Raw genomic sequence first — 18326 nt, forward strand, 5'->3', positions numbered from 1 at the left:
CATGCCCCATTTTTATGCCAAAGAATTGCACCTACCTCCCTTGCCTTTTGAAGAAGAGGGCTTTAAGTTTTGCTACGAGGCCAAGAGTTTAAAAGACCCTAGAGTCGGATTAATGCGGGTGCAACACAAATTGCACGACTTCTGTGTGCTTAAAATCCAGCAAAAAGAGGGGGTTTTACTTAAAGGGGAGAAATCCACCCGCCCAATCCCCGTGGGGATTTTGCAGCGCGCCCTAAAAATTTTAAGCCAGTGTGCTAAAGATTGGCGGGGCAATTTAGCCTTAAGCCATTGCCCTAGTGAGGCGTATTTAATCGATTGGGCGCATTTTAACTTTGAACGATTCCACCTTGAAATTGGCTTTGGCTCGGGGCGGTTTTTGTTGCAAAAAGCGCGGGCCAACCCCAAAGAAATTTATATTGGTCTAGAGGTACATACCCCCTCCATCGAGCAAGTCTTGCGCCAAATTGAACTCTTGGGGCTTACAAATCTCTACATCGCCCGTGCCGATGCGCGGACACTTTTAGAGGTTTTGCCCCCCTGTTGTGTGGGGCTAGACATACACTTTCCCGTGCCATGGCCTAAACACCCCAATCGGCGCATTTTCACTCTCCACACTTTAAAGAATATGTTTTCTGTTTTGTGCCCAAATGGCGAGATTTGGCTAAGAACGGACAGCTTAGAGTATTTTAAAGACAGCCTAGAATTGGCTTTAAATTTACCCACTTGCCTAGCCACCATCGCTAAAAACGCCCCACAGGAGGTGGTGAGTAAATACGAAGCCCGTTGGGTGCGTCAAGCGAAAGACATTTACGACTTGCGCTTAAAAAACTTAGCCACGAGCGCACACCCTAAGTTGCCCTTATTGTTGCTTTCTAGCCCAAAGATTGAAGATAAAGGGCTTGCGGCTTCTTATTTATGGCAAGCCAAGCCCCAAATGGGGGAGGATTATTTTTTAAACATCCAAGATGTGCTAGAATACAAAGGTTTATGGTTACTCCCAGTGAGTCTAGGCGATGTGCGCTCCCCTTTAAATAAAATCGTCATTTGGGATCGCAAGGCGGGGTCTTTAGAGTATGTGGGGGGGGTGCCTTTTAACACGAGAGCGCAACGCCACGCCCACGAAGCATTGTGTGCCCTTTTGGGGCAGGAGGTGTGTTTTGGGTAGCATTATTTTTGCGCGGGATTTGTCTTTGGGCTATAAAAAAGACGAGTGGGTGATTAAGGGGGCTCACTTTAAAATCGAACAGAAGGACTTTGTCTTTATTTCAGGGGCGAGCGGGAGCGGTAAAAGTACTTTATTGCGCTCTTTGTATGGGGATTTGCCTCTTTTGGGAGGGGATTTGGAGGTGTGCAACATCAGCGTGAATCGGGCTTCTAAAAGTTTTATCAACGAGCTTAGGCGCAACATCGGGGTGGTTTTTCAAGATTATAAACTCATTGAAGAATGGACTGTGGAGCAAAACATAAAATTGCCCATGATCATCAATGGCTATAAAAAAGAGGAGTGCAACATTCAAGCAGAAAAACTTTTAGCGCATGTGGATTTGCTCTATAAGTCTAACCGCTACCCCTTAGAGCTGAGTGGTGGAGAGCAGCAAAGAGTGGCGATGGCGCGCGCGATTGCCCACAAGCCCTTTTTGATTCTAGCCGATGAACCTACGGGCAACTTGGACGACTACTCCAGCGACATGATTTGGAGTCTGCTAAAGGGGGCCAATAAGCAATTAGACATCACAATCGTGGTTGTAACGCACCGCATCCCCAGCAACTTTAATATCCCCTATCGCAAGCTTTACATCAAGGATGGAGAGGTGCATGAATACACTTAAGGAGCATTTGGCGTTTTTGCTGCCCTTGATTGCCCTGTTGTTTAGTTTGGAGAGCATTTTATTTATCCAGCGGGCGGTACATATCCGTGAGGAAAAGCTGTCTAAGAATTACGCCATCACCATCGTGAGCCACCAAAAGCTCTCTTTGCAGTTTATCCGCCAAAATATCCAAAGCAGCGCATCTTTGGATTTGATCAGCCCCGATGCGCTCTTAGAAAAACTTAAACAAAATTTAAGCACGGCGAGCATCGCGAATCTTAAAAAAAATCTCCCCTTTTTTTATTCTCTCAAGCTCAGTCTTTTCCCCACTTTGGAGCAATTGCGCCAAATCAACCAAAAATTATTAAAAATCCCGGGAGTGGAGAAAGTCGAAGTCTTTAGCAAAACCCACGATCAAGAGTACCGCTTGTTGCTCTTGCTTAAAAAGAACACCCTGATCTTTGCTTCAATTGTAGGGGTGCTCTCCATTCTCTTGCTGGTCAAACAAATCAGCGTGTGGCATTTGCAATACGCCAAGCGCATGGAGATCATGGACCTTTTGGGCGCGCCCATGCGGATTAAGAATGGCTTTTTGTTTCGATTGGCCTTTATAGACTCTATCATTGCTAGTGGAGTCGTGTTGCTGGGGAGTCTATACATGTCTTGGCAGGATCAATTCCAATCTATGTTGCAGGTACTTGAAATTGAAAACCGCCTTTTTATATGGCAAGAAGACACTTTAATCTTTTTAGCCACCTCTATCATGGTATCCTTAGTTTGTGTTTGGATTGTTGTTATCCAAAGGAGAGTGGCATGAAAAAACGAGCGGTACTTTTAGGGTGTTGTCTAATTTTTGGGGTTTTAAAAAGCCAACCAATCGAAGAGATTGATAAGAATATTAGCCTCAATCAGGATAAATTAAAAGCCACTGCCCTAGAAAAGACCAAGATTAGCAGCCATTTAAACAGCCTAGGCACTGCCATTAACCAAAAATACCGCCAAAGCCAAGAACTCTCCCAGCAAATACAGAGCATCCAAAAAGAAATTGACAAGAACCAAGCACAAAACCAAGCCCAAGAAAAATCCTTGGAAGAAAACCGCCTTTTCTTAGAAAGCCTACAAAAAAGTCGAAGTAAAATCCAAGACTCGGTTACAACCCTGTTGCTCAAGGATATTTTATTGGTTATGGTTTTAGACAAGCAGGATCTAGCCACCCCTGAAGACATCATGCTCCAAACTGCCTTTAAATATTTAAACCACGACTCGCGCTCGCGTTTAGCCACTCTCAACGCCCAAGAGGAGCAAATCAACGGCCGCATCGCCCAAATCATACGCAACATTAATCAAATGAGCGCCACCATCAATGCGCAAAAGGGGCGCAAACGCAACTTGCAAAGCATGGTCATCGCCCAGCAAAAGTTGATTGAAAACATGCGGGCTGAATTGGCCGTCTATAATAAAAAACTTGAAAATTTAGACAAAGAGCGCAAAGGGCTAGACCAACTTTTGGCTTCCTTAAATATCATCAAACAAAGAAAATTGGAGCAGCAAAAACACCCCCAAAAAGAAGAGCCCCCCTCCACAGGTCTGCAAGCCCCCCTAGAGGTGCGCCAAGTGGCTAGCTCTTATAGAGACATCACGACCATTGCCTACAATGGACCAAAGACCATAGCTCCTCTAACGAGTTATAAAATTGTGCAAAAATTCGGCCCTTATTTTGACCCGGTGTATAAACTCAAAGTCTTTAACGAGTCGGTAACTTTAGCTTCAACCAAGCCTAACGCCGTTGTGCGTAGCATTTTTGATGGTCGGGTGGTGTATGCAAAAGAAGTTCCTATTTTAAAAAAGGTCATCATCATCGAGCACAAGGACGGTATGCACACCATTTACTCCCAGCTGGATAAAATCGCCCCCACAATCCGACACGGCCTTAGAGTGCAAAAGGGCTATGTGATCGGGCGCATCGACCAACGCTTGAGTTTTGAAGTGACTTTAAAAGACAAACACATCAACCCTTTAGAGATCATCGCCCGCACCCAATAAGCCAAAACATAAATAAAAACCAAGCTGTGCCGATTTAGGGGCAAAGGAGTGTCTATGCCTACTGAAATTGCAAGCATTACCCCCCACATCAACACAACACAGCTGGGTGCGCCCCAAGCCCACGCTCAAAATCTGAGAACACAGCAGCCTTCCCCTGTTAATGAAGTCAAATTAGAGCATGCCAAAAAGGAGGAAGTGCCCTTAAAGGAACGGGATTTGCAGAAGCTTACGAAAGAGCTCAACGAGAAGATGAAGCGCATTGAGTCTAACTTGACTTTTAGCTATAACGAGGTGTTGCATAGCCTTGTCGTCACGATCAAGGACAGCAATGGGGACCGGATTGTCCGTGAGATCCCCTCGCAAGAGGTGATCAAGCTGACCGAGAAAATGCGCGACATCTTGGGGATCATCTTTGACAAAAAGGGTTAGAGCGCACCGGAGCAAGACATGGGAATTGGAAAACTTAGTTCTTTAGGGATTGGTAGCAAGGTTTTAAACTACGATGTGATCGACAAACTCAAAAAGGCCGATGAGCAAATGATGGTGGTTCCCATCGAAAAGAAAATGGAAGCCAATGTCGAAAAACAAAAGGCCCTGATCGAGATTAAAACCCTGATCTCTAACCTAAAGTCCCCTGTAGATGCGCTTACCGATTATTCCACCTACACAAGCCGCAACAGCAGTGTGAGCGGCGATGCCCTCAAGGCCACGGTGAGCCCGGGCATTCCTGTGCAAAACATTAAAGTCGAGGTTGAAAACCTAGCGCAGGGCGACATCAACGAGGTAACCACCCACTTTAGAGACCGCGATGATGCCTTTAGCGAGGCAGACACAAAATTACACTTTTACACTAACAATAAAAATTACACCATTAACATCAAAGCAGGGATGAGTTTAGGGGATGTGGCACAGGCGATCACGGATGCGACCGATGGCAATGTTTTAGGCATTGTGATGAAAACGGGGGGAGATAAACCCTACCAGCTCATGCTAAATAGCAAAAATCCGGGAGCCAATAGCCGTATTTACTTCGGTACAAGCGTGATCTCGCATTTAAGCAGTGATGCACCCATCACTTTGGCAACGGGTGGCACGGACCAAGCCACGGGCAAAACCACTGAAGACGACTTTTTCATTAAAGTTAAGGACGCACAAGGGCAGGTGGTTAAAATCCCCATTGCCCTAAACATCGGCACAAAAACAGCCGTGCAGAACAAAAACCAAGCCTTGCAAGAGGCGATTAAAAAGGCTTTAGAAGCCAATCCCCAAACCAAATCCCTACTAGAGAGCGGACAGCTCAACGTGGGTCTAGTCGATGATGGGAAATCCTTGATCCTGAACGACAAAAGGGGTTTTTCTGTGGAGGTGGGCGGAGCCAAGGCAGCCGAGCTAGGCTTTATTAAAACCACTTCTAACACAGAGGACTTGGTTAAGGGCACGACGGGCATCCCCTCCGGACAAATGACAGGGGTGGTGAATTTTAATGGGCATGCCCTCGATCTTTCCAAAATCACGCTTTTAGCCAGCTCCAGCGATGACAATGGCAAGGCGATTGTCAAAGCCATCAACGCCATTAGTGGCCTGCATGCTTCTTTGGGCGCAGATGGCAAGTTGGTGATCAATAGCGACAGCGGGGAGTTGCGCATCACAGGCGTGGGGCCAGCAGGTAAGGCTGCAGTGTCTAAATTAGGGCTAACTGAGGGCTTGAGTCAGTCCTACGCTAAAATACACGATCTCTTTGGCTTTAAGAATTTGCAGAAGGCTTCGGATGCGAAATTCACCTACAATGGCGCGACCATCACCCGCCCCACAAACGAGGTGAATGATGTGATCAATGGGGTGTCCTTAACCTTGCTTTCCAAAACCGAGCCGGGCAAGCCCGCTATTGTGAGCATCACTAGAGACAGCAAGGCGATTGTCGATAACATCAAGGCTTTTGTCAAGGCTTATAACGAGTTGATCCCTAAACTGGATGAAACGACCCGCTACGACCCCGACACCCACATTGCAGGGGTGTTTAACGGGGTGAGCGACATCCGCACGATCCGCTCCTCCATCAACAACGCCATTGCCTTTAGCATCACAAGCGCTAAGGGAGTGGATAGCTTGATGAAATACGGCATTAGCCTAGATGAACATGGAAAAATGAGCTTAGATGAGGCTAGGCTCACAAACGCCATCAACACCGACCCCCAAGCTGCCCAAGATTTCTTTTACGGCAGTGATGTCAAAAGCATGGGGGGTAAAGAGATCCACCAAGATGGGATTTTTATCCGATTGGATAAAGTTTTGGCCGGTTTAGTCGATGGTGGTAATGCGCGCTTGAAGTTGTATGAAAATTCGCTAGAGCAGGATGCCAAGGACCTTAGAAAAGATAAAGAGAGTGCGATGGAGATGCTCAAGACTCGTTATGACACGATGGCAGAACGGTTTGCAGCTTACGATGAGCGCATTTCAAAAGCGAATAAATCCTTTGATGCGGTGCAGATGATGATCGATCAGGCAGCCGCTAAAAAGAACTAAGAAAGGGAGATGATGTTTAAAGCCAATGCTTATAATGTGTATCAGCAAAATGCGGTAACCGTAGAGTCGCCCGCTAAACTCATTGAGATGCTCTATGAAGGGATTTTAAAATTTGCCGCCCAAGCCAAACACCATATGGAGGCTGAGGACATTGAAAGGAAAATCACCTACATCAATAAAGTTACAGACATTTTTACAGAATTGTTGAACATTTTAGACTACGAGCGGGGTGGAGAGGTCGCCGTGTATCTCACCGGGCTTTACACCTACCAAATCAAACTGCTCACCCAAGCCAATGTCGAAAACGACAGCACAAAAATCGATTTGGTCATGCGTGTGGCGCGGGGGCTTTTGGAAGCGTGGAGAGAGATACACCCCAATGAATTGGCTCGATGAGCTTAAGATTGCGCTTGTGGAAAACAATTTAGAGCGCGCTTCTTTTTTAGTCGAAACTTGCCCCTTTCTAAACGACCCTTGCCACGATTTGGAGGTTTTGCAAAGCGCAGGGGCTCTCATCGCCACCACCATTGAACGGTTACAGGAGGAACAGCGCACACTGGGCGCGCAAATGCGACAGCTCAAAGCTGCCCAAAAATTTTTAGAAATCCCTTAAGCATTAGACACCATTAAACTTTGGGCGTTACAATGCCCTAAAAAGGGGCTTGTTTGGATAAGATTGTAGTTTTAGCGACAGGGGGGACGATTGCAGGCACGGGCGAGGGCGGGGCTTATGTCAGCGGGCAGGTGGGCATAGAGCGTTTGCTCGAGGGGGTTGTGCCCGAGGGCTTGAGGATAGAAAGCGAGCAAGTGGCTAATGTCGGCTCGCAAGATATGGACTCTAGCATTTGGCTTAAACTCTTGGAGCGCATCCACACTTTAAGCGCGCAAGAAGACATTAAGGGTTTTGTCATCACGCATGGTACGGACACGATGGAGGAGACTGCTTACTTTTTGCACCTCACCTTGCAATCTCATAAGCCCGTGGTGCTCACGGGGGCGATGCGCAACTCTACGAGTCTTAGCTCCGATGGACCGATGAATCTTTACAACGCCTTAGCCGTGTGCGCCCACCCTGAAAGTGCAGGGCTTGGGGTTTTAGTGGCGATGGACGAGGGGATTTACAGCGCGCGCGGTGTCAGCAAAGCCCACACAAGCCACTTAGGGGCGTTTAAGGCCCCAAGTGGGGGGGCTATCGGGCATGTCTATTATGGCCAAGCGTGCTTTGATGCTAAACCAACTAAAAAACACACCTTGCAAAGTTGTCTAGCCTTAAGCGATCACTCCCAACCCCTCCCTAAAGTGGCCATCGTCTATACTTATGTCGATTGTGGGGATTTTTTATTGAAAGCCGCTTTGCAGGCGGGCGTGCAGGGCGTGGTGGTGGCTGGTATGGGCAATGGCAATGTCAGCCACACGCTCTTAGAAACAATGGCGCAGGCAACACGACAGGGGGTTGTTGTGGTGCGTTCTAGCCGTGTAGGGAGCGGGTGTGTGCAACTTGGCGAGATAGAGGATGCGCGCTATAACTTTGTGCGTGCGAGGGATTTAAACCCCCAAAAGGCCCGGATTCTATTGCAACTGGCTCTACTCAAAAGCACCCAACCCCAAGCCATCCAAGAATTTTTTGACACACATTAAAAGTGCCTGTGAGCATCGTGTAACCCCACCAAATAAGTGGCCCTAACACCGCTTTTCATGGATTTTTGCCTTAAATGGGGGAGGTGTGGTGTTGCTTTTACAAGCAGGGTTGGGCGAGCAAAAAACCTTGTCTAGGTGGGGTTTAAGTGATTGGGTGTCTGACACAGCTAACGCATCCACGCTTTAAACATGCAAGATCGCACAACCCAAGCCACTTTCAGGCGTTTAAATTGGTAACTTAGCTATAATCGCGCTTATTTTTATCCTTTCGGAGCGTGCATGTTTATCCAGAATTTAAGTGTCCAACAGCAGGAAGTGTTTTTGTATTTAGCAAGAAAGGTCATTGAGGCCGATGGGGTGTTGCACGAATTGCAAATAGGCGCGCTCGATCTTTTAAAAAGCCAGTGTAAGCCGGGCATTAGTGAAAAGGAAGTCTCCCTAGACACTCTAGGCGCGATTTTTAACACAAATTACACCAAACACGCCGCCCTTTTGGAGTTGGTGTCTGTGGCTTTGGCCGATAGCCGTTGGCACGACAATGAAAGGGACACCATCTACGCTTATGCTAAGGGAATGGGCGTTTCCACGCAAAAAGTCGATCAGTTCAAAGAGTGGGTGCTTAAAAATTTTAGACTCTATCAAGAGGCCTTAGAGCTTTTAGAGTAGGGAGGGTCTATGCCAGAGAAATCCCGAATGCCTAAAATCCCCAAAGCTGCCGCCGGGTTTGCCATTGGGGGGTTTTTAGGCTCTATGATACCCGTTGTGGGTACAATCATTGGCGCAGGTGTGGGTGCCACCATCGGTGGGGTGATGGGCTTCATGGAAAAAGAGCCAAAAGACACAGATGAGCAAAAACCCTAGCTTATTTGCTCTTGGTTTTTGTAAGTAAGCTAGAATGGGAAACTTGGGAAACTTCAATAAAGGACAGCCATGCAAACATTAAGCCCTGACACATTAAACGCTTTTTTACACCGCCGTTTTGCGTGTAAGAAATTTGACTCCAAAGCCCCTCTACCTGCGGAGGTTTTAGAGCAAATCTTAGAGGCAGCTAGGTTAGCCCCTAGCTCTTACAATACCCAGCCATGGGAGTTCATTGTGTTGCAGGGGGAAATGAAAGATAAACTTTTGCCCTATGTCTATACAAATACAGAGTTGGTACAAAGTTGTGCGGCTTTAGTTGTGGTGGGCTATATGCACTCTAGCGCACTCAATGCCGCCTATTTAAGCCGTTTTTACACCAAAGAGTATCAAGAAAGAGTCGCTAGTGGGGTGCAAACTCTGTTGAGAGAACGCCTAAAAAATGACCAGACTTTAATCGAGGGCTATATGAAAGAGCAGTGTTATATCGCTGTGGGGCAGATGACCCTAGCCGCCACATTAATGGGTGTGGATTCGTGTATCATTGGGGGCTTTGAGGCGCAAAAGGTGATGGGCGTTTTAAACGCCTATTGTAATCCCCCCCACATTGCTTGTTTAGTGGCTCTAGGCAAGGCAGACATGCCCACCACTGCCAAAACCCGTAAGGAAAAGGGGAGCGCGGTTAAGTACTTGTAGAGGAGGGAGTTGTGGATATTATACGCAATGAAAAAGAGTTGCAGCAGGCTTTGGGGGGGAATCAAGCCAAGATTGGCATGGAGGGGCGGGTTGTGGCTAAAATCGAGCCTCTCGTTTGTGCCAACAGCGCCGCTTGGTGTATCGCTATGGTTGCCATTGCTACGGCTTTTTTCGATTCAATTGGAGCGACAAAAATGGAGGCGGCTTCGCCCCAGCGTATCATGGCAACCGAGGATGCGGCCGGGGCTGTGGATATTTTGGGGGCTGAAGCGACTTACGCGGCCATTTCTATGGCAGTGGCTGCGGGGGGCGTGGAAGTTTTGGAGCATTTGCGCGCCTACCGCCTCGAAAAACACGGAAACAACCGCGCCATCTTGATCAAGAGGTCGTGAGCAGGTAAAAATTCTTTTGTTCAAAAAATTCGGCTTTGATCTCCACTTCGAGAACATTTCCTATGAGAGCGTTTAAGTCCTGCACGATCAGAATAGGTTGAATGCTCTCTGCCCCTGCGATTTTCTCCCTAATGCATAACTCTTGGGCATAAGTGAGTTTGAGAGATTTGAGGGGAGTTTTAGGGGCGTTTAAAATGCATGCCACTCCCGCTGTGTCTAAAAATAAAGTGTCGTCTTTGGAGCTAAAACCTAGTTCAATGCTCGATGTTGGGGGCAAGACACCCAGCCTTTTACAAAGGATGTCTTCGGCTAGGGTGGGCTTTAGAGGGGTTTTAGCGATCTGCAAATCCTTGATTTTAGTTTTCTTTGTAGCGGAGTGGGTAAGGATTTGGCTAGCAATTGCCCCCCTTTTGGTGTAAGCACCCCCTCTTAGGAGTAAATAAGTTTGTAAATTTTGTTGCAGTAGATGGTAGTCCTGTTTTTTAGCTTCTAAATCTTGGCGTTGTTTAAAAAGCTCTAGGCGGCTAGCAATGCTGGCTGGGTGGGTCTGGCCATTTAGGGGGCTGATTAATTCTATACAGGGCTTGTCTTGCGCTTGGCGTTGCTTCTCAAGGGCAAAGACACAGCCACAATAGTTTTGGCGATAAAGCTTGTCTTTTTTAGCCAAAGCGTTTTGCTTTTCCACCCCCCCGCAAGCGCGCACATTGAGATAGACAAACTCAAGGCCGTATTTTTGCCCGATTGCCTGCCCCTGTGTTTTTAAGGCTTCTTGCTCTTTCATGGGGCTTGAAAGCAGGGTGGTGCTAAAGTGCTTTAACCCGAGCATTAAAGCCATTTGCGCGCTCCTTTCTAGGCGGGCATCAAAGCAAACACTACACCTCTTGCCCTTCTCTTTTTCTTGCTCCAACCCCTTAATGGCTTGCATCCACGAATCTAGAGTGTAATCCCCCTCAAGCAGGGGGATATTTAAGGCTTGGCATGAGCGTTTGACATCGAGCAAGCGCAATTCGTATTCTGTGTGGGGGTGTATATTGGGGTTATAAAAAAAGCCCGTGAGCGGAGTGTGCGGATAAAGTTTTTGCAACTCTTGTAAGAAATAATGGCTATCGACTGAACAACAAATATGCACCAACATAAAAACTCCGTTTTTTGCGCCATTGTAGCCAAATTTGCTTTTCTAGGCTAGAATGCCCCTTATCTTTCAAGAAGGTTGTTTCGTGCAAATTTTACGCTTTTTAGAAAACCCGAATTTTCAAGCTTTAGACATACAAAAACTCTTTGAAACCGCGCATAGCAAAGAAATCCGCATTTGCATGCCAAAGGGCGCACAAATGCAAGAGCATAAAGCCCCTGGGGCGATCGTGGTGCGGGTGTTGCAGGGGCGCATTTGGTTTGAAATTGGGGGAGAGAAACACACGCTAGAAAGCGGCGATTGCATCGCTTTGGAGGCAAATGTCTCCCATAGTTTGGGGGGGCTGGAAAACAGCGTGATTAATTTGAGCTTAAGCAAGCATGCCTAAGGTCATTTTTTAAGCACCATATACACATAGTAGCCCACACCTCCCACCAAGACCCCCACTAAGAATAACAACAATAGGCTATCAAGCAAACCCATAAAAACCCCTCAAGTGGAATAAATTGCCATGATAGCCCATTAAACCCCATGCGCTGCTAACACCATCCCCACCCCTAAATTCACTCCCATGCCCACGAGCAAAAGAGGCCATGTCCGTTTAATGATCTCTAAAGGCGCGACCTTAGCAAAACCCGCTAAAGCCAAAATCCCCCCGGCTATGGGTGAGCTTGCCCGCCCCAAACAAGAGGCGATCTCTAGGGGCAAGATTAAGTGAATGGGTTGCACGCCCATTTTTAGGGAGATGTCGGGAGCTAAACGCCCAAAGGCGTTAAAGGCCGCAATGCCACTGCCCATCACCACAGAAAAGCCATAGACCATGAACGCCAAACCCGCCATCACCAGCCCAACCACCCACAAGCCCCCACCGCCTTGCAAGCCCCCTAGACTTTGGGTTAAAAGCGCAATCCCGCCTAGACTTTTAAGCCCTGCGGCAAAGACACTCGCGGCGATGATGATGCTCACCACACTCACGAAAATATCCCCCATCGCCCGCAAAATCGCCTCCATCCCAGCCCCAAGCCTTTTAGCGTCCTTGTAGCGGATAAATTCCACACAAAAGACAAAAGCAGTGCTGATAAAATTTGCACTCACAACATCTAATTTGACTCCCATAAAATACCCCCCAAAGAGCAAGAAAACAGGCAACCAAGGGAAAATAATATAAAAGTTAGGGCAGGGTGGTTGGGCGATCTCTAACTCCTCTATGGGGTCGCAAAGGCAATTTTTAGCCAAGTCGCGTTGATCGACCCACGCAAAATAAAAGGGGATTAAGAGAGCAATGATGGCCGTGTAAGACAACACAACCCAAATTTGGTGGTGCAAGAAAAGCCCCACGATGTTGTCCTTTTGCCCCACCATGTCAGCCATGTTGAGGGTGTTAGCGTCCTTGGGGCCATAATCTAGGGTGATCAAAGAGAGTATGCACACGGCCGTGATGGGGCGGATTTTTAAGGCAATCAGTACGGGATAAATGCAGGCCAAAAGCAAGAGCAAAATCCCCGTGTAGCTAGAAATGACAATTTTTAAGCCCATGCCCACAACAAAAGTGCCACTTAAGACCAAGTATTTGTTGCGGATTTTACTAAGGGGGCGGTTGCTCAAATAAGCGAGTTTTGCCGAGGCGTGTATGTGCTTCATGTAGGCCGCAAAGCCGGCCACGCTCATGATGATCAGCCCCACTCCGCTTAAATTGCGTTTAAAAGTTGAGGCGATGAAGTCAAAAGCGTTTAAAAGAACTTGGCTAAAGTTGTGTGCAAGCGGGGTGTTGGGAATAGATGTGCCCGCTAGGTAGTGGCCCAACACCAAGAGCGACAAGCCGACACATAAAAACACAAAAATGGGGTGGTATTGCTTAAGAATATAATAAAAAGTTACGCCCACTGCCAAGAAAGTTGCCCCGACCATCGCGAGCATGTTTGGCCTTTCTGCCAAGTTTAGCACCTTTAAAACCAAAAAAGTAAATCTTAAGGGATTGTCTGCGGGATCAACAGGTATTTTTGAGTCCAAACAAGAACGCGCGCGGGTCGCACGGCGTTTAGGGCAGTTGCAAACAATGTGGCCTCTGTGGTTTTTGGCTTTACTGGGAACAAGCGTTTGGCTGCGCTTGTGGCTGTGGGTTTTTAAGAGTCTAGTTAGGGATTAATGGGCTAGAGGCATTTTAGAGATTGCGCCAAAAGGGTTTTGTTACACTTGGCTCATTTGGCTATCGATGCCCTTATAAGAGTCTTGGTTGCCACTTTAACGCACGGCGACACCTTAGCACAGTTCTTAGGGGCCTTGTGTGTGAGAGGGTGAATAAAACTACAAGCCCCCAACAAAGCTCAAAATCTACATCTTGTAATCGCTTTTAAAAAGATTTGCGCCTTAAAAAAAGCCTTATTCACATGTTGGGCACAGTTTATTCACATGTTGGGCACGCACACAAATGCCCTTGTGTGCGTGGTTTGCGGCGGGTTTAAAAGGCTTTAGGCACATGCATGTGAAAAGTTTAGGCACATTTTTCACATCCATGTGCATTCACGTGAATGCCGTGTACCAAAAAGGGGTTAAAAATCTCTTTTTAGGAAAGGTTTTAGGTTGTTTGTCCCATGTTTGTGTGCCGCCATGTGCATAGAATAAGTTTTTTTCCTAGAGTGGTCAGGGCGCACACAACGAGGTTGGCTAGCCTTTAGGCACAAATTCACATGCTCTACTACTACTACTAAAATTTATCTACCATGGAGTTTTTGGCCTGTGTGTGAAAAAGGAGGAGATTAAGAGTTAAACTGCACGAACACAATAGCGGCGGCAAACCCACCATCGTGGCTAATGCTGACATGTAGGCTGTTGATCTTAAATGCGGCTTGTTTAGCGGGGTTAAGATTTAACAAGGGCGCGCCTAAAGGGCTTTTAGAAAGCTCTATGTCTAAGAAACCAAGCCTTGCGCCTATGCCTACCCCCAAAGCCTTAGAGCAAGCTTCTTTAGCTGCCCATGCCCCGGCTAGGCTAGCGGGCTTAGTAAAAAGTTTTTGTTCTTGTAAGGATAAAAAGCGGTTTAAAAAGCGATCTTGGTAACGGCAGACATTGTGCGCGATACGCTCAATGGCGACAATGTCTAACCCTATCATTGCACCACAAATTCGGTAAAGAACACATTCTTGACAAAGCCATCGATTAAAAAGCTGTTAATGTTGCTGCGGATCTCCTCTTTGAGCTTGTTTTTGCCCTTTAAGGTGCTGATCTCTTCAATGGATTTAGAGGACAAAATCTCTATAATGGTGTCTTTGATCGCCGTCTCTTTGTTTTTGACTTCTGCGAGCAACTTCGCATCACTAAGCTCTAAAGTGATGCTTGTCTTTAAATAACGCCGCCCGTTTTGGGTGATTAAATTCACCACAAAGGGGGAATCTAGAGGGTAGAGTGGCCCTAAAGAGAGATAGTCAGACGAGCGCACCATTAAATCCGATTTCCCACCATTGTCGTTGAGCTTTGAGCTTTCTCGAACTTGGCGCATTTTATTGTCCACGAGGCCTTCTTTGGCCCCATCTTTGTCGCTATTTTTATTGAGCAATAAAATGGCGATCACCCCGATCAAAACGATCATCACCACAATTGTACCCACGATCACAAACAACAAGGCCTTATTTTTCTTAGGCTCTTTGACCTCATCTGCCATAATTATTCCTTTGTGTAAAGATAGTAACTTAAAGTCGTCCTGCCAAACTTTCTTTCTTTGATTATACTAAAGCTTGCCGCATTTCTAGGCATACTGGCCCCGCTTAAATGCTCGAACACCAACAAAAAGCCATGCTTTAAAAACCTCTCTAAAGGATTTAAGCTTTCTAGCAACGCCCAACACTTTTCATAAATGCCCTCCATAAAAGGCGGGTCTAAATACAACACCACTAAACCTCTTGGCTCTAAGCCCTTTAAATGCCCGCTAAACGCGCTCAACACGTCGGCGCAAATGGTCTTTAAGCGGGCTTGTGGCAAGCGCTCCTTGATGGTTTGGGCGTTTGTTTGTAAAACCTTGAAAGCCTGCGCGTCTTTTTCAAAAAACAAGGCCTCATAAGCCCCCCGACTCAAGGCTTCTAAACCCATTGAGCCACTGCCCCCAAAGGCTTCGATAAAAGTACTTTGCAAAACCGAGTCTTGCAAGACATTAAAAAAAGACTCTTTAATGATCGCCTTTGTGGGGCGGGTGGTGGCTTTGGCAGGCATTTGTAAGTTAAGCCCTTTGCACACCCCGCCCAAAATTTTTAAGCGCATCAGCGTTTGTAATCCTGCAATAAGTCAAGGAGCTTATAAGTGTATTCTTGCAATAAAGATTGCACCTTGTGCTCTAGGCTCTCGGTTTGGGCCTTGTTAGCGTAAAACTCTTGCAACTTTTGGAGCAACTCGTTTTGCGTGAAGGGGGTTAAAATGTGCGCGCTTGAATCCGAGCCAACCAAACAAGTCGCCTTGTAAGGGTTTTTAACGGGGTGGTCGCTTAAAATAAAATCGCAATTCTCTTCGGTGGCCAAGAACTCTTGTAAATAGCTTTCTAAAACCTGTCCTAGCAATAAAGAGTGGCAATTGATAAAAATCTTCACTACAAGGCTCCGCTTTTAACACAATAAGGTATTATTACACATTTGGGTTTAAAAATGCTTGTTAAGGAAGTCCATGCAAGATCTCATCCGCAATTTTTCCATCATCGCCCACATCGATCACGGCAAAAGCACGCTCGCCGATTGTTTGATTCAAGCTTGTAAGGCTTTGAGTACGCGAGAAATGACTAGCCAAGTGCTAGACACCATGGACATTGAAAAGGAGAGGGGCATCACCATTAAGGCCCAATCTGTGCGCTTAAATTACCGCTATCAAGGGCAAGATTATATTTTAAATCTCATAGACACTCCCGGGCATGTGGATTTTAGCTACGAGGTGTCCCGCTCGCTGTGCGCCTGCGAGGGGGCTTTGCTCGTTGTGGATGCCACGCAGGGCGTGCAAGCCCAAACAATCGCCAATGTCTATATCGCTTTAGACAACCACTTAGAAATCTTGCCCGTACTCAATAAAATAGATTTGCCTAATGCTGAAGTGGAGGCGGTCAAAGAGGACATTGAGGACACCATCGGGTTAGATTGTGCTGGGGCTAATTGCGTGAGCGCAAAGGCGCATTTAGGCATTAACGAGCTCTTAGAAACCATCATCGCCAAAATTCCTCCCCCAAAGGGCAACAAAGAAGCGCCTACAAAGGCCTTAATCTACGACTCGTGGTTTGACAACTATCTAGGGGCGCTGGCTCTCGTGCGCTTAAAAGAGGGGCGGTTGTGTGTCAATCAAGAGGTTTTGGTGATGGGCAGCGCAAAGACGCATCAGGTGCTAGCTCTTTACTACCCAAACCCCTTACACAAAATCCCCACCGACTCCATTGAATGCGGAGAAATTGGCATCATCTCTTTGGGCTCAAAAAACCTCACCGACATCGCGGTGGGCGACACCATCACCGATGCCAAAACTCCCACAGCCACGCCCATAGAGGGCTTTAAACCCGCCAAACCCTTTGTCTTTGCCGGGCTTTATCCTATTGAGAGCGACCAATTTGAAGAATTGCGCGAAGCCTTGTTAAAACTCCAGCTCAACGACTCGTCCCTGCAATTTGAGCCTGAAAGCAGTGTGGCGCTGGGCTTTGGCTTTCGCGTGGGTTTTTTGGGCTTGCTGCATATGGAGGTCATCAAAGAGCGTTTAGAGCGGGAGTTTAATTTAAACTTGATTGCCACCGCCCCCACAGTGGTTTATGAAGTGCATTTGACAGACGGGCAGGTGGTGGCCGTGCAAAACCCTAGCCAGCTGCCCCCTGAAAGCACGATAGAGAGCATTTACGAGCCCTATGTCAGGGCAAGCATCATCGCGCCCAGCGAATACTTGGGCAACTTGCTAGGCTTGCTCAACAACAGGCGTGGAGTGCAAGAGAAAATGGAGTATTTGAATCAAAACCGCGTGATGCTCACCTACGATTTGCCCAGTAATGAAATTGTCATGGACTTTTACGACAAGCTCAAATCCTGCACGAAGGGTTATGCCAGCTTTGATTACGAGCCCATCGGCTACAAAGAGGGGCAATTAGTCAAGCTAGATATTCGGGTGGCCAATGAGGTGGTGGATGCGCTCTCTATCATTGTGGATCGCTCTAAAGCCTATGAAAAGGGCAAGGCCTTAGTCGAAACCATGAAAACCTTGATCCCACGCCAACTTTTTGAGGTGGCAATCCAAGCCAGCATTGGCAATAAAATCATCGCTCGAGAAACCGTCAAATCTGTGGGCAAAAATGTAACGGCAAAGTGTTATGGGGGCGACATCACAAGAAAGCGCAAACTCTTAGAAAAACAAAAAGAGGGCAAAAAGCGCATGAAAGCGATTGGCAAAGTCCATCTCCCCCAAGAGGCGTTTTTAGCGATCTTGAAGGTGGATTAAACAAAAAAGAAAGACAAAAGGACAAATGATGGCACTTAGGTGCGGATAACCCGCGCCTAATCTTCTTTTTCTCTATCTCTCTCTACGTTATCTCATCATATCTATCATCTATTCTAATCTATTCCATACCTATCTCTAATCTATCCATATCTTTATCTTTTCAAATTTTTGCATATTTCACATATGTCTTTCACGGAGCTCGTTTGATCATTTATTTTTCCGCTTATCTTCATCACTTGTCAAAGCATTGTAAAGACCATAGGCAGCCGCTGTGGTTGTGAGCGCTGCTCCTACAAGGCTACTTGTGCTGGGCTTGCCAATGGGTAGATCTTTAACGCTCAGACAATCCGACTTTCCATTTTGCATGATGGGCATGGCGATCCCCCAATTTATATTCAAAACCCCATTTTCCATGCATCATATCATATATCTTAAAAAGAATCTAAAAAACTAATTTTTTAAAAACCGCGCGTGGGTGCGCTTGCCCGTAGTACGTATCTTTTTCGTGAAAAAATTTTTCGCGTTTGTTGAAAAGTTGGTTGAGTAGGTTTAAGGTAAGCTAAGCTGACGCTTGGCATCTATATCATCATTATTGCTCTTGGGGGCAAGCCCCCAAACCCCCAAGAAAGGGTTTTGAAGTGAGAATTAGATTTTTAGTCTTTGAAGTATCTATTATCTATGATTGTAAGGTAATCATGTCTGTTTTGAGAGAGTGAGAAACTGATTGATTTAGGACAATTATATCTTTGGAGAGTAAGATGAAGAGAGGCAATAAATCAAATATAGCGTTTAAAG

22 protein-coding genes are annotated in these 18326 nt (G+C 46.6%); 15 read left to right on the top strand and 7 right to left on the bottom strand.

From position 1 onward, the window contains the following. Position 1: 1 nt before the first annotated feature. The 13 genes from trmB to HAL07_RS00745 all read left to right on the top strand — a co-directional run bounded on the left by trmB (position 2) and on the right by HAL07_RS00745 (position 9958). The gene (gene trmB / locus HAL07_RS00685) at positions 2-1165 is read left to right on the top strand and encodes a tRNA (guanosine(46)-N7)-methyltransferase TrmB (protein WP_053944768.1); all 1164 of its coding nucleotides are present in this window, start codon (positions 2-4) and stop codon (positions 1163-1165) included. After that, entirely contained in the window at positions 1158-1829 is a 672-nt protein-coding gene (locus HAL07_RS00690) for a cell division ATP-binding protein FtsE (protein ID WP_053940963.1), read from the top strand. Before trmB ends, HAL07_RS00690 begins: the two co-directional genes overlap by 8 nt. Continuing rightward, the gene (locus HAL07_RS00695) at positions 1816-2625 is read left to right on the top strand and encodes a hypothetical protein (RefSeq protein ID WP_053940962.1); all 810 of its coding nucleotides are present in this window, start codon (positions 1816-1818) and stop codon (positions 2623-2625) included. The genes HAL07_RS00690 and HAL07_RS00695 overlap by 14 nt, the downstream gene beginning before the upstream one ends. Next, positions 2622-3851 carry a murein hydrolase activator EnvC family protein gene (locus tag HAL07_RS00700; RefSeq protein WP_053944769.1) on the top strand — a complete coding sequence of 410 codons (1230 nt, stop codon included), beginning with the start codon at positions 2622-2624 and terminating at the stop codon, positions 3849-3851. The genes HAL07_RS00695 and HAL07_RS00700 overlap by 4 nt, the downstream gene beginning before the upstream one ends. A 54-nt stretch (positions 3852-3905) precedes the next feature. Then, complete coding sequence (locus HAL07_RS00705; protein WP_156295906.1) at positions 3906-4280, top strand: flagellar protein FlaG; 375 nt, start codon at positions 3906-3908, stop codon at positions 4278-4280. Positions 4281-4298: 18 nt separating this feature from the next. Beyond that, on the top strand, positions 4299-6374 hold the full coding sequence (gene fliD / locus HAL07_RS00710) for a flagellar filament capping protein FliD (protein WP_053940959.1): 2076 nt from the start codon (positions 4299-4301) through the stop codon (positions 6372-6374). Positions 6375-6386: 12 nt separating this feature from the next. After that, positions 6387-6770: a flagellar export chaperone FliS gene (gene fliS, locus HAL07_RS00715; RefSeq protein ID WP_053940958.1), complete on the top strand. Its 384-nt coding sequence runs from the start codon at positions 6387-6389 to the stop codon at positions 6768-6770. Beyond that, entirely contained in the window at positions 6754-6987 is a 234-nt protein-coding gene (locus HAL07_RS00720) for a hypothetical protein (protein WP_053940957.1), read from the top strand. The genes fliS and HAL07_RS00720 overlap by 17 nt, the downstream gene beginning before the upstream one ends. Positions 6988-7040: 53 nt before the next feature. After that, positions 7041-8012, top strand: coding sequence for an asparaginase (locus tag HAL07_RS00725; RefSeq protein ID WP_053944771.1), 972 nt, complete (start codon positions 7041-7043; stop codon positions 8010-8012). Between the two features lie 279 nt (positions 8013-8291). Then, on the top strand, positions 8292-8678 hold the full coding sequence (locus HAL07_RS00730; protein ID WP_053940955.1) for a molecular chaperone DnaJ: 387 nt from the start codon (positions 8292-8294) through the stop codon (positions 8676-8678). Positions 8679-8687: 9 nt separating this feature from the next. Beyond that, complete coding sequence (locus tag HAL07_RS00735) at positions 8688-8873, top strand: glycine zipper domain-containing protein (RefSeq protein ID WP_082355769.1); 186 nt, start codon at positions 8688-8690, stop codon at positions 8871-8873. Positions 8874-8942: 69 nt separating this feature from the next. Next, positions 8943-9566: an NAD(P)H-dependent oxidoreductase gene (locus HAL07_RS00740; protein WP_053940954.1), complete on the top strand. Its 624-nt coding sequence runs from the start codon at positions 8943-8945 to the stop codon at positions 9564-9566. An 11-nt stretch (positions 9567-9577) separates the two neighbouring features. Beyond that, positions 9578-9958 (top strand): hypothetical protein, encoded by a 381-nt coding sequence (locus HAL07_RS00745; protein WP_053940953.1) that lies wholly within the window; start codon positions 9578-9580, stop codon positions 9956-9958. Here the strand turns inward: HAL07_RS00745 and HAL07_RS00750 are convergent. Beyond that, the gene (locus HAL07_RS00750) at positions 9945-11093 is read right to left on the bottom strand and encodes an epoxyqueuosine reductase QueH (protein ID WP_053940952.1); all 1149 of its coding nucleotides are present in this window, start codon (positions 11091-11093) and stop codon (positions 9945-9947) included. The two genes, HAL07_RS00745 and HAL07_RS00750, sit on opposite strands and share 14 nt — an antisense overlap. Positions 11094-11175: 82 nt before the next feature. On the opposite strand from HAL07_RS00750, the gene HAL07_RS00755 reads away from it, so the two are divergent. Next, positions 11176-11478: a cupin domain-containing protein gene (locus HAL07_RS00755; RefSeq protein WP_053940997.1), complete on the top strand. Its 303-nt coding sequence runs from the start codon at positions 11176-11178 to the stop codon at positions 11476-11478. A 134-nt stretch (positions 11479-11612) separates the two neighbouring features. On the opposite strand, the gene dcuC is transcribed toward HAL07_RS00755, so the two are convergent. The 5 genes from dcuC to HAL07_RS00785 all read right to left on the bottom strand — a co-directional run bounded on the left by dcuC (position 11613) and on the right by HAL07_RS00785 (position 15664). Further along, positions 11613-13007: a C4-dicarboxylate transporter DcuC gene (dcuC, locus tag HAL07_RS00760; RefSeq protein ID WP_053944772.1), complete on the bottom strand. Its 1395-nt coding sequence runs from the start codon at positions 13005-13007 to the stop codon at positions 11613-11615. 839 nt (positions 13008-13846) lie between these two features. Beyond that, positions 13847-14200, bottom strand: coding sequence for a holo-ACP synthase (gene acpS, locus HAL07_RS00770; RefSeq protein ID WP_053944774.1), 354 nt, complete (start codon positions 14198-14200; stop codon positions 13847-13849). Continuing rightward, positions 14197-14748 (bottom strand): flagellar basal body-associated protein FliL, encoded by a 552-nt coding sequence (gene fliL, locus HAL07_RS00775; RefSeq protein WP_053944775.1) that lies wholly within the window; start codon positions 14746-14748, stop codon positions 14197-14199. The genes acpS and fliL overlap by 4 nt, the downstream gene beginning before the upstream one ends. A 2-nt stretch (positions 14749-14750) precedes the next feature. Next, positions 14751-15341, bottom strand: coding sequence for a 16S rRNA (guanine(966)-N(2))-methyltransferase RsmD (gene rsmD / locus HAL07_RS00780; protein ID WP_082346364.1), 591 nt, complete (start codon positions 15339-15341; stop codon positions 14751-14753). Continuing rightward, positions 15341-15664, bottom strand: coding sequence for a hypothetical protein (locus HAL07_RS00785; protein ID WP_053940948.1), 324 nt, complete (start codon positions 15662-15664; stop codon positions 15341-15343). The genes rsmD and HAL07_RS00785 overlap by 1 nt, the downstream gene beginning before the upstream one ends. A gap of 73 nt (positions 15665-15737) precedes the next feature. Between HAL07_RS00785 and lepA the strand changes: the two genes are divergently transcribed. Next, positions 15738-17531 carry a translation elongation factor 4 gene (gene lepA, locus HAL07_RS00790; RefSeq protein ID WP_053940947.1) on the top strand — a complete coding sequence of 598 codons (1794 nt, stop codon included), beginning with the start codon at positions 15738-15740 and terminating at the stop codon, positions 17529-17531. Between the two features lie 207 nt (positions 17532-17738). Here lepA and HAL07_RS00795 read toward each other — a convergent pair whose 3' ends face one another. Continuing rightward, positions 17739-17945: a hypothetical protein gene (locus HAL07_RS00795; protein ID WP_053944776.1), complete on the bottom strand. Its 207-nt coding sequence runs from the start codon at positions 17943-17945 to the stop codon at positions 17739-17741. Positions 17946-18326 lie beyond the last annotated feature (381 nt).

Source organism: Helicobacter ailurogastricus (assembly GCF_001282945.1).
Classification (GTDB): Bacteria; Campylobacterota; Campylobacteria; order Campylobacterales; family Helicobacteraceae; genus Helicobacter; species Helicobacter ailurogastricus.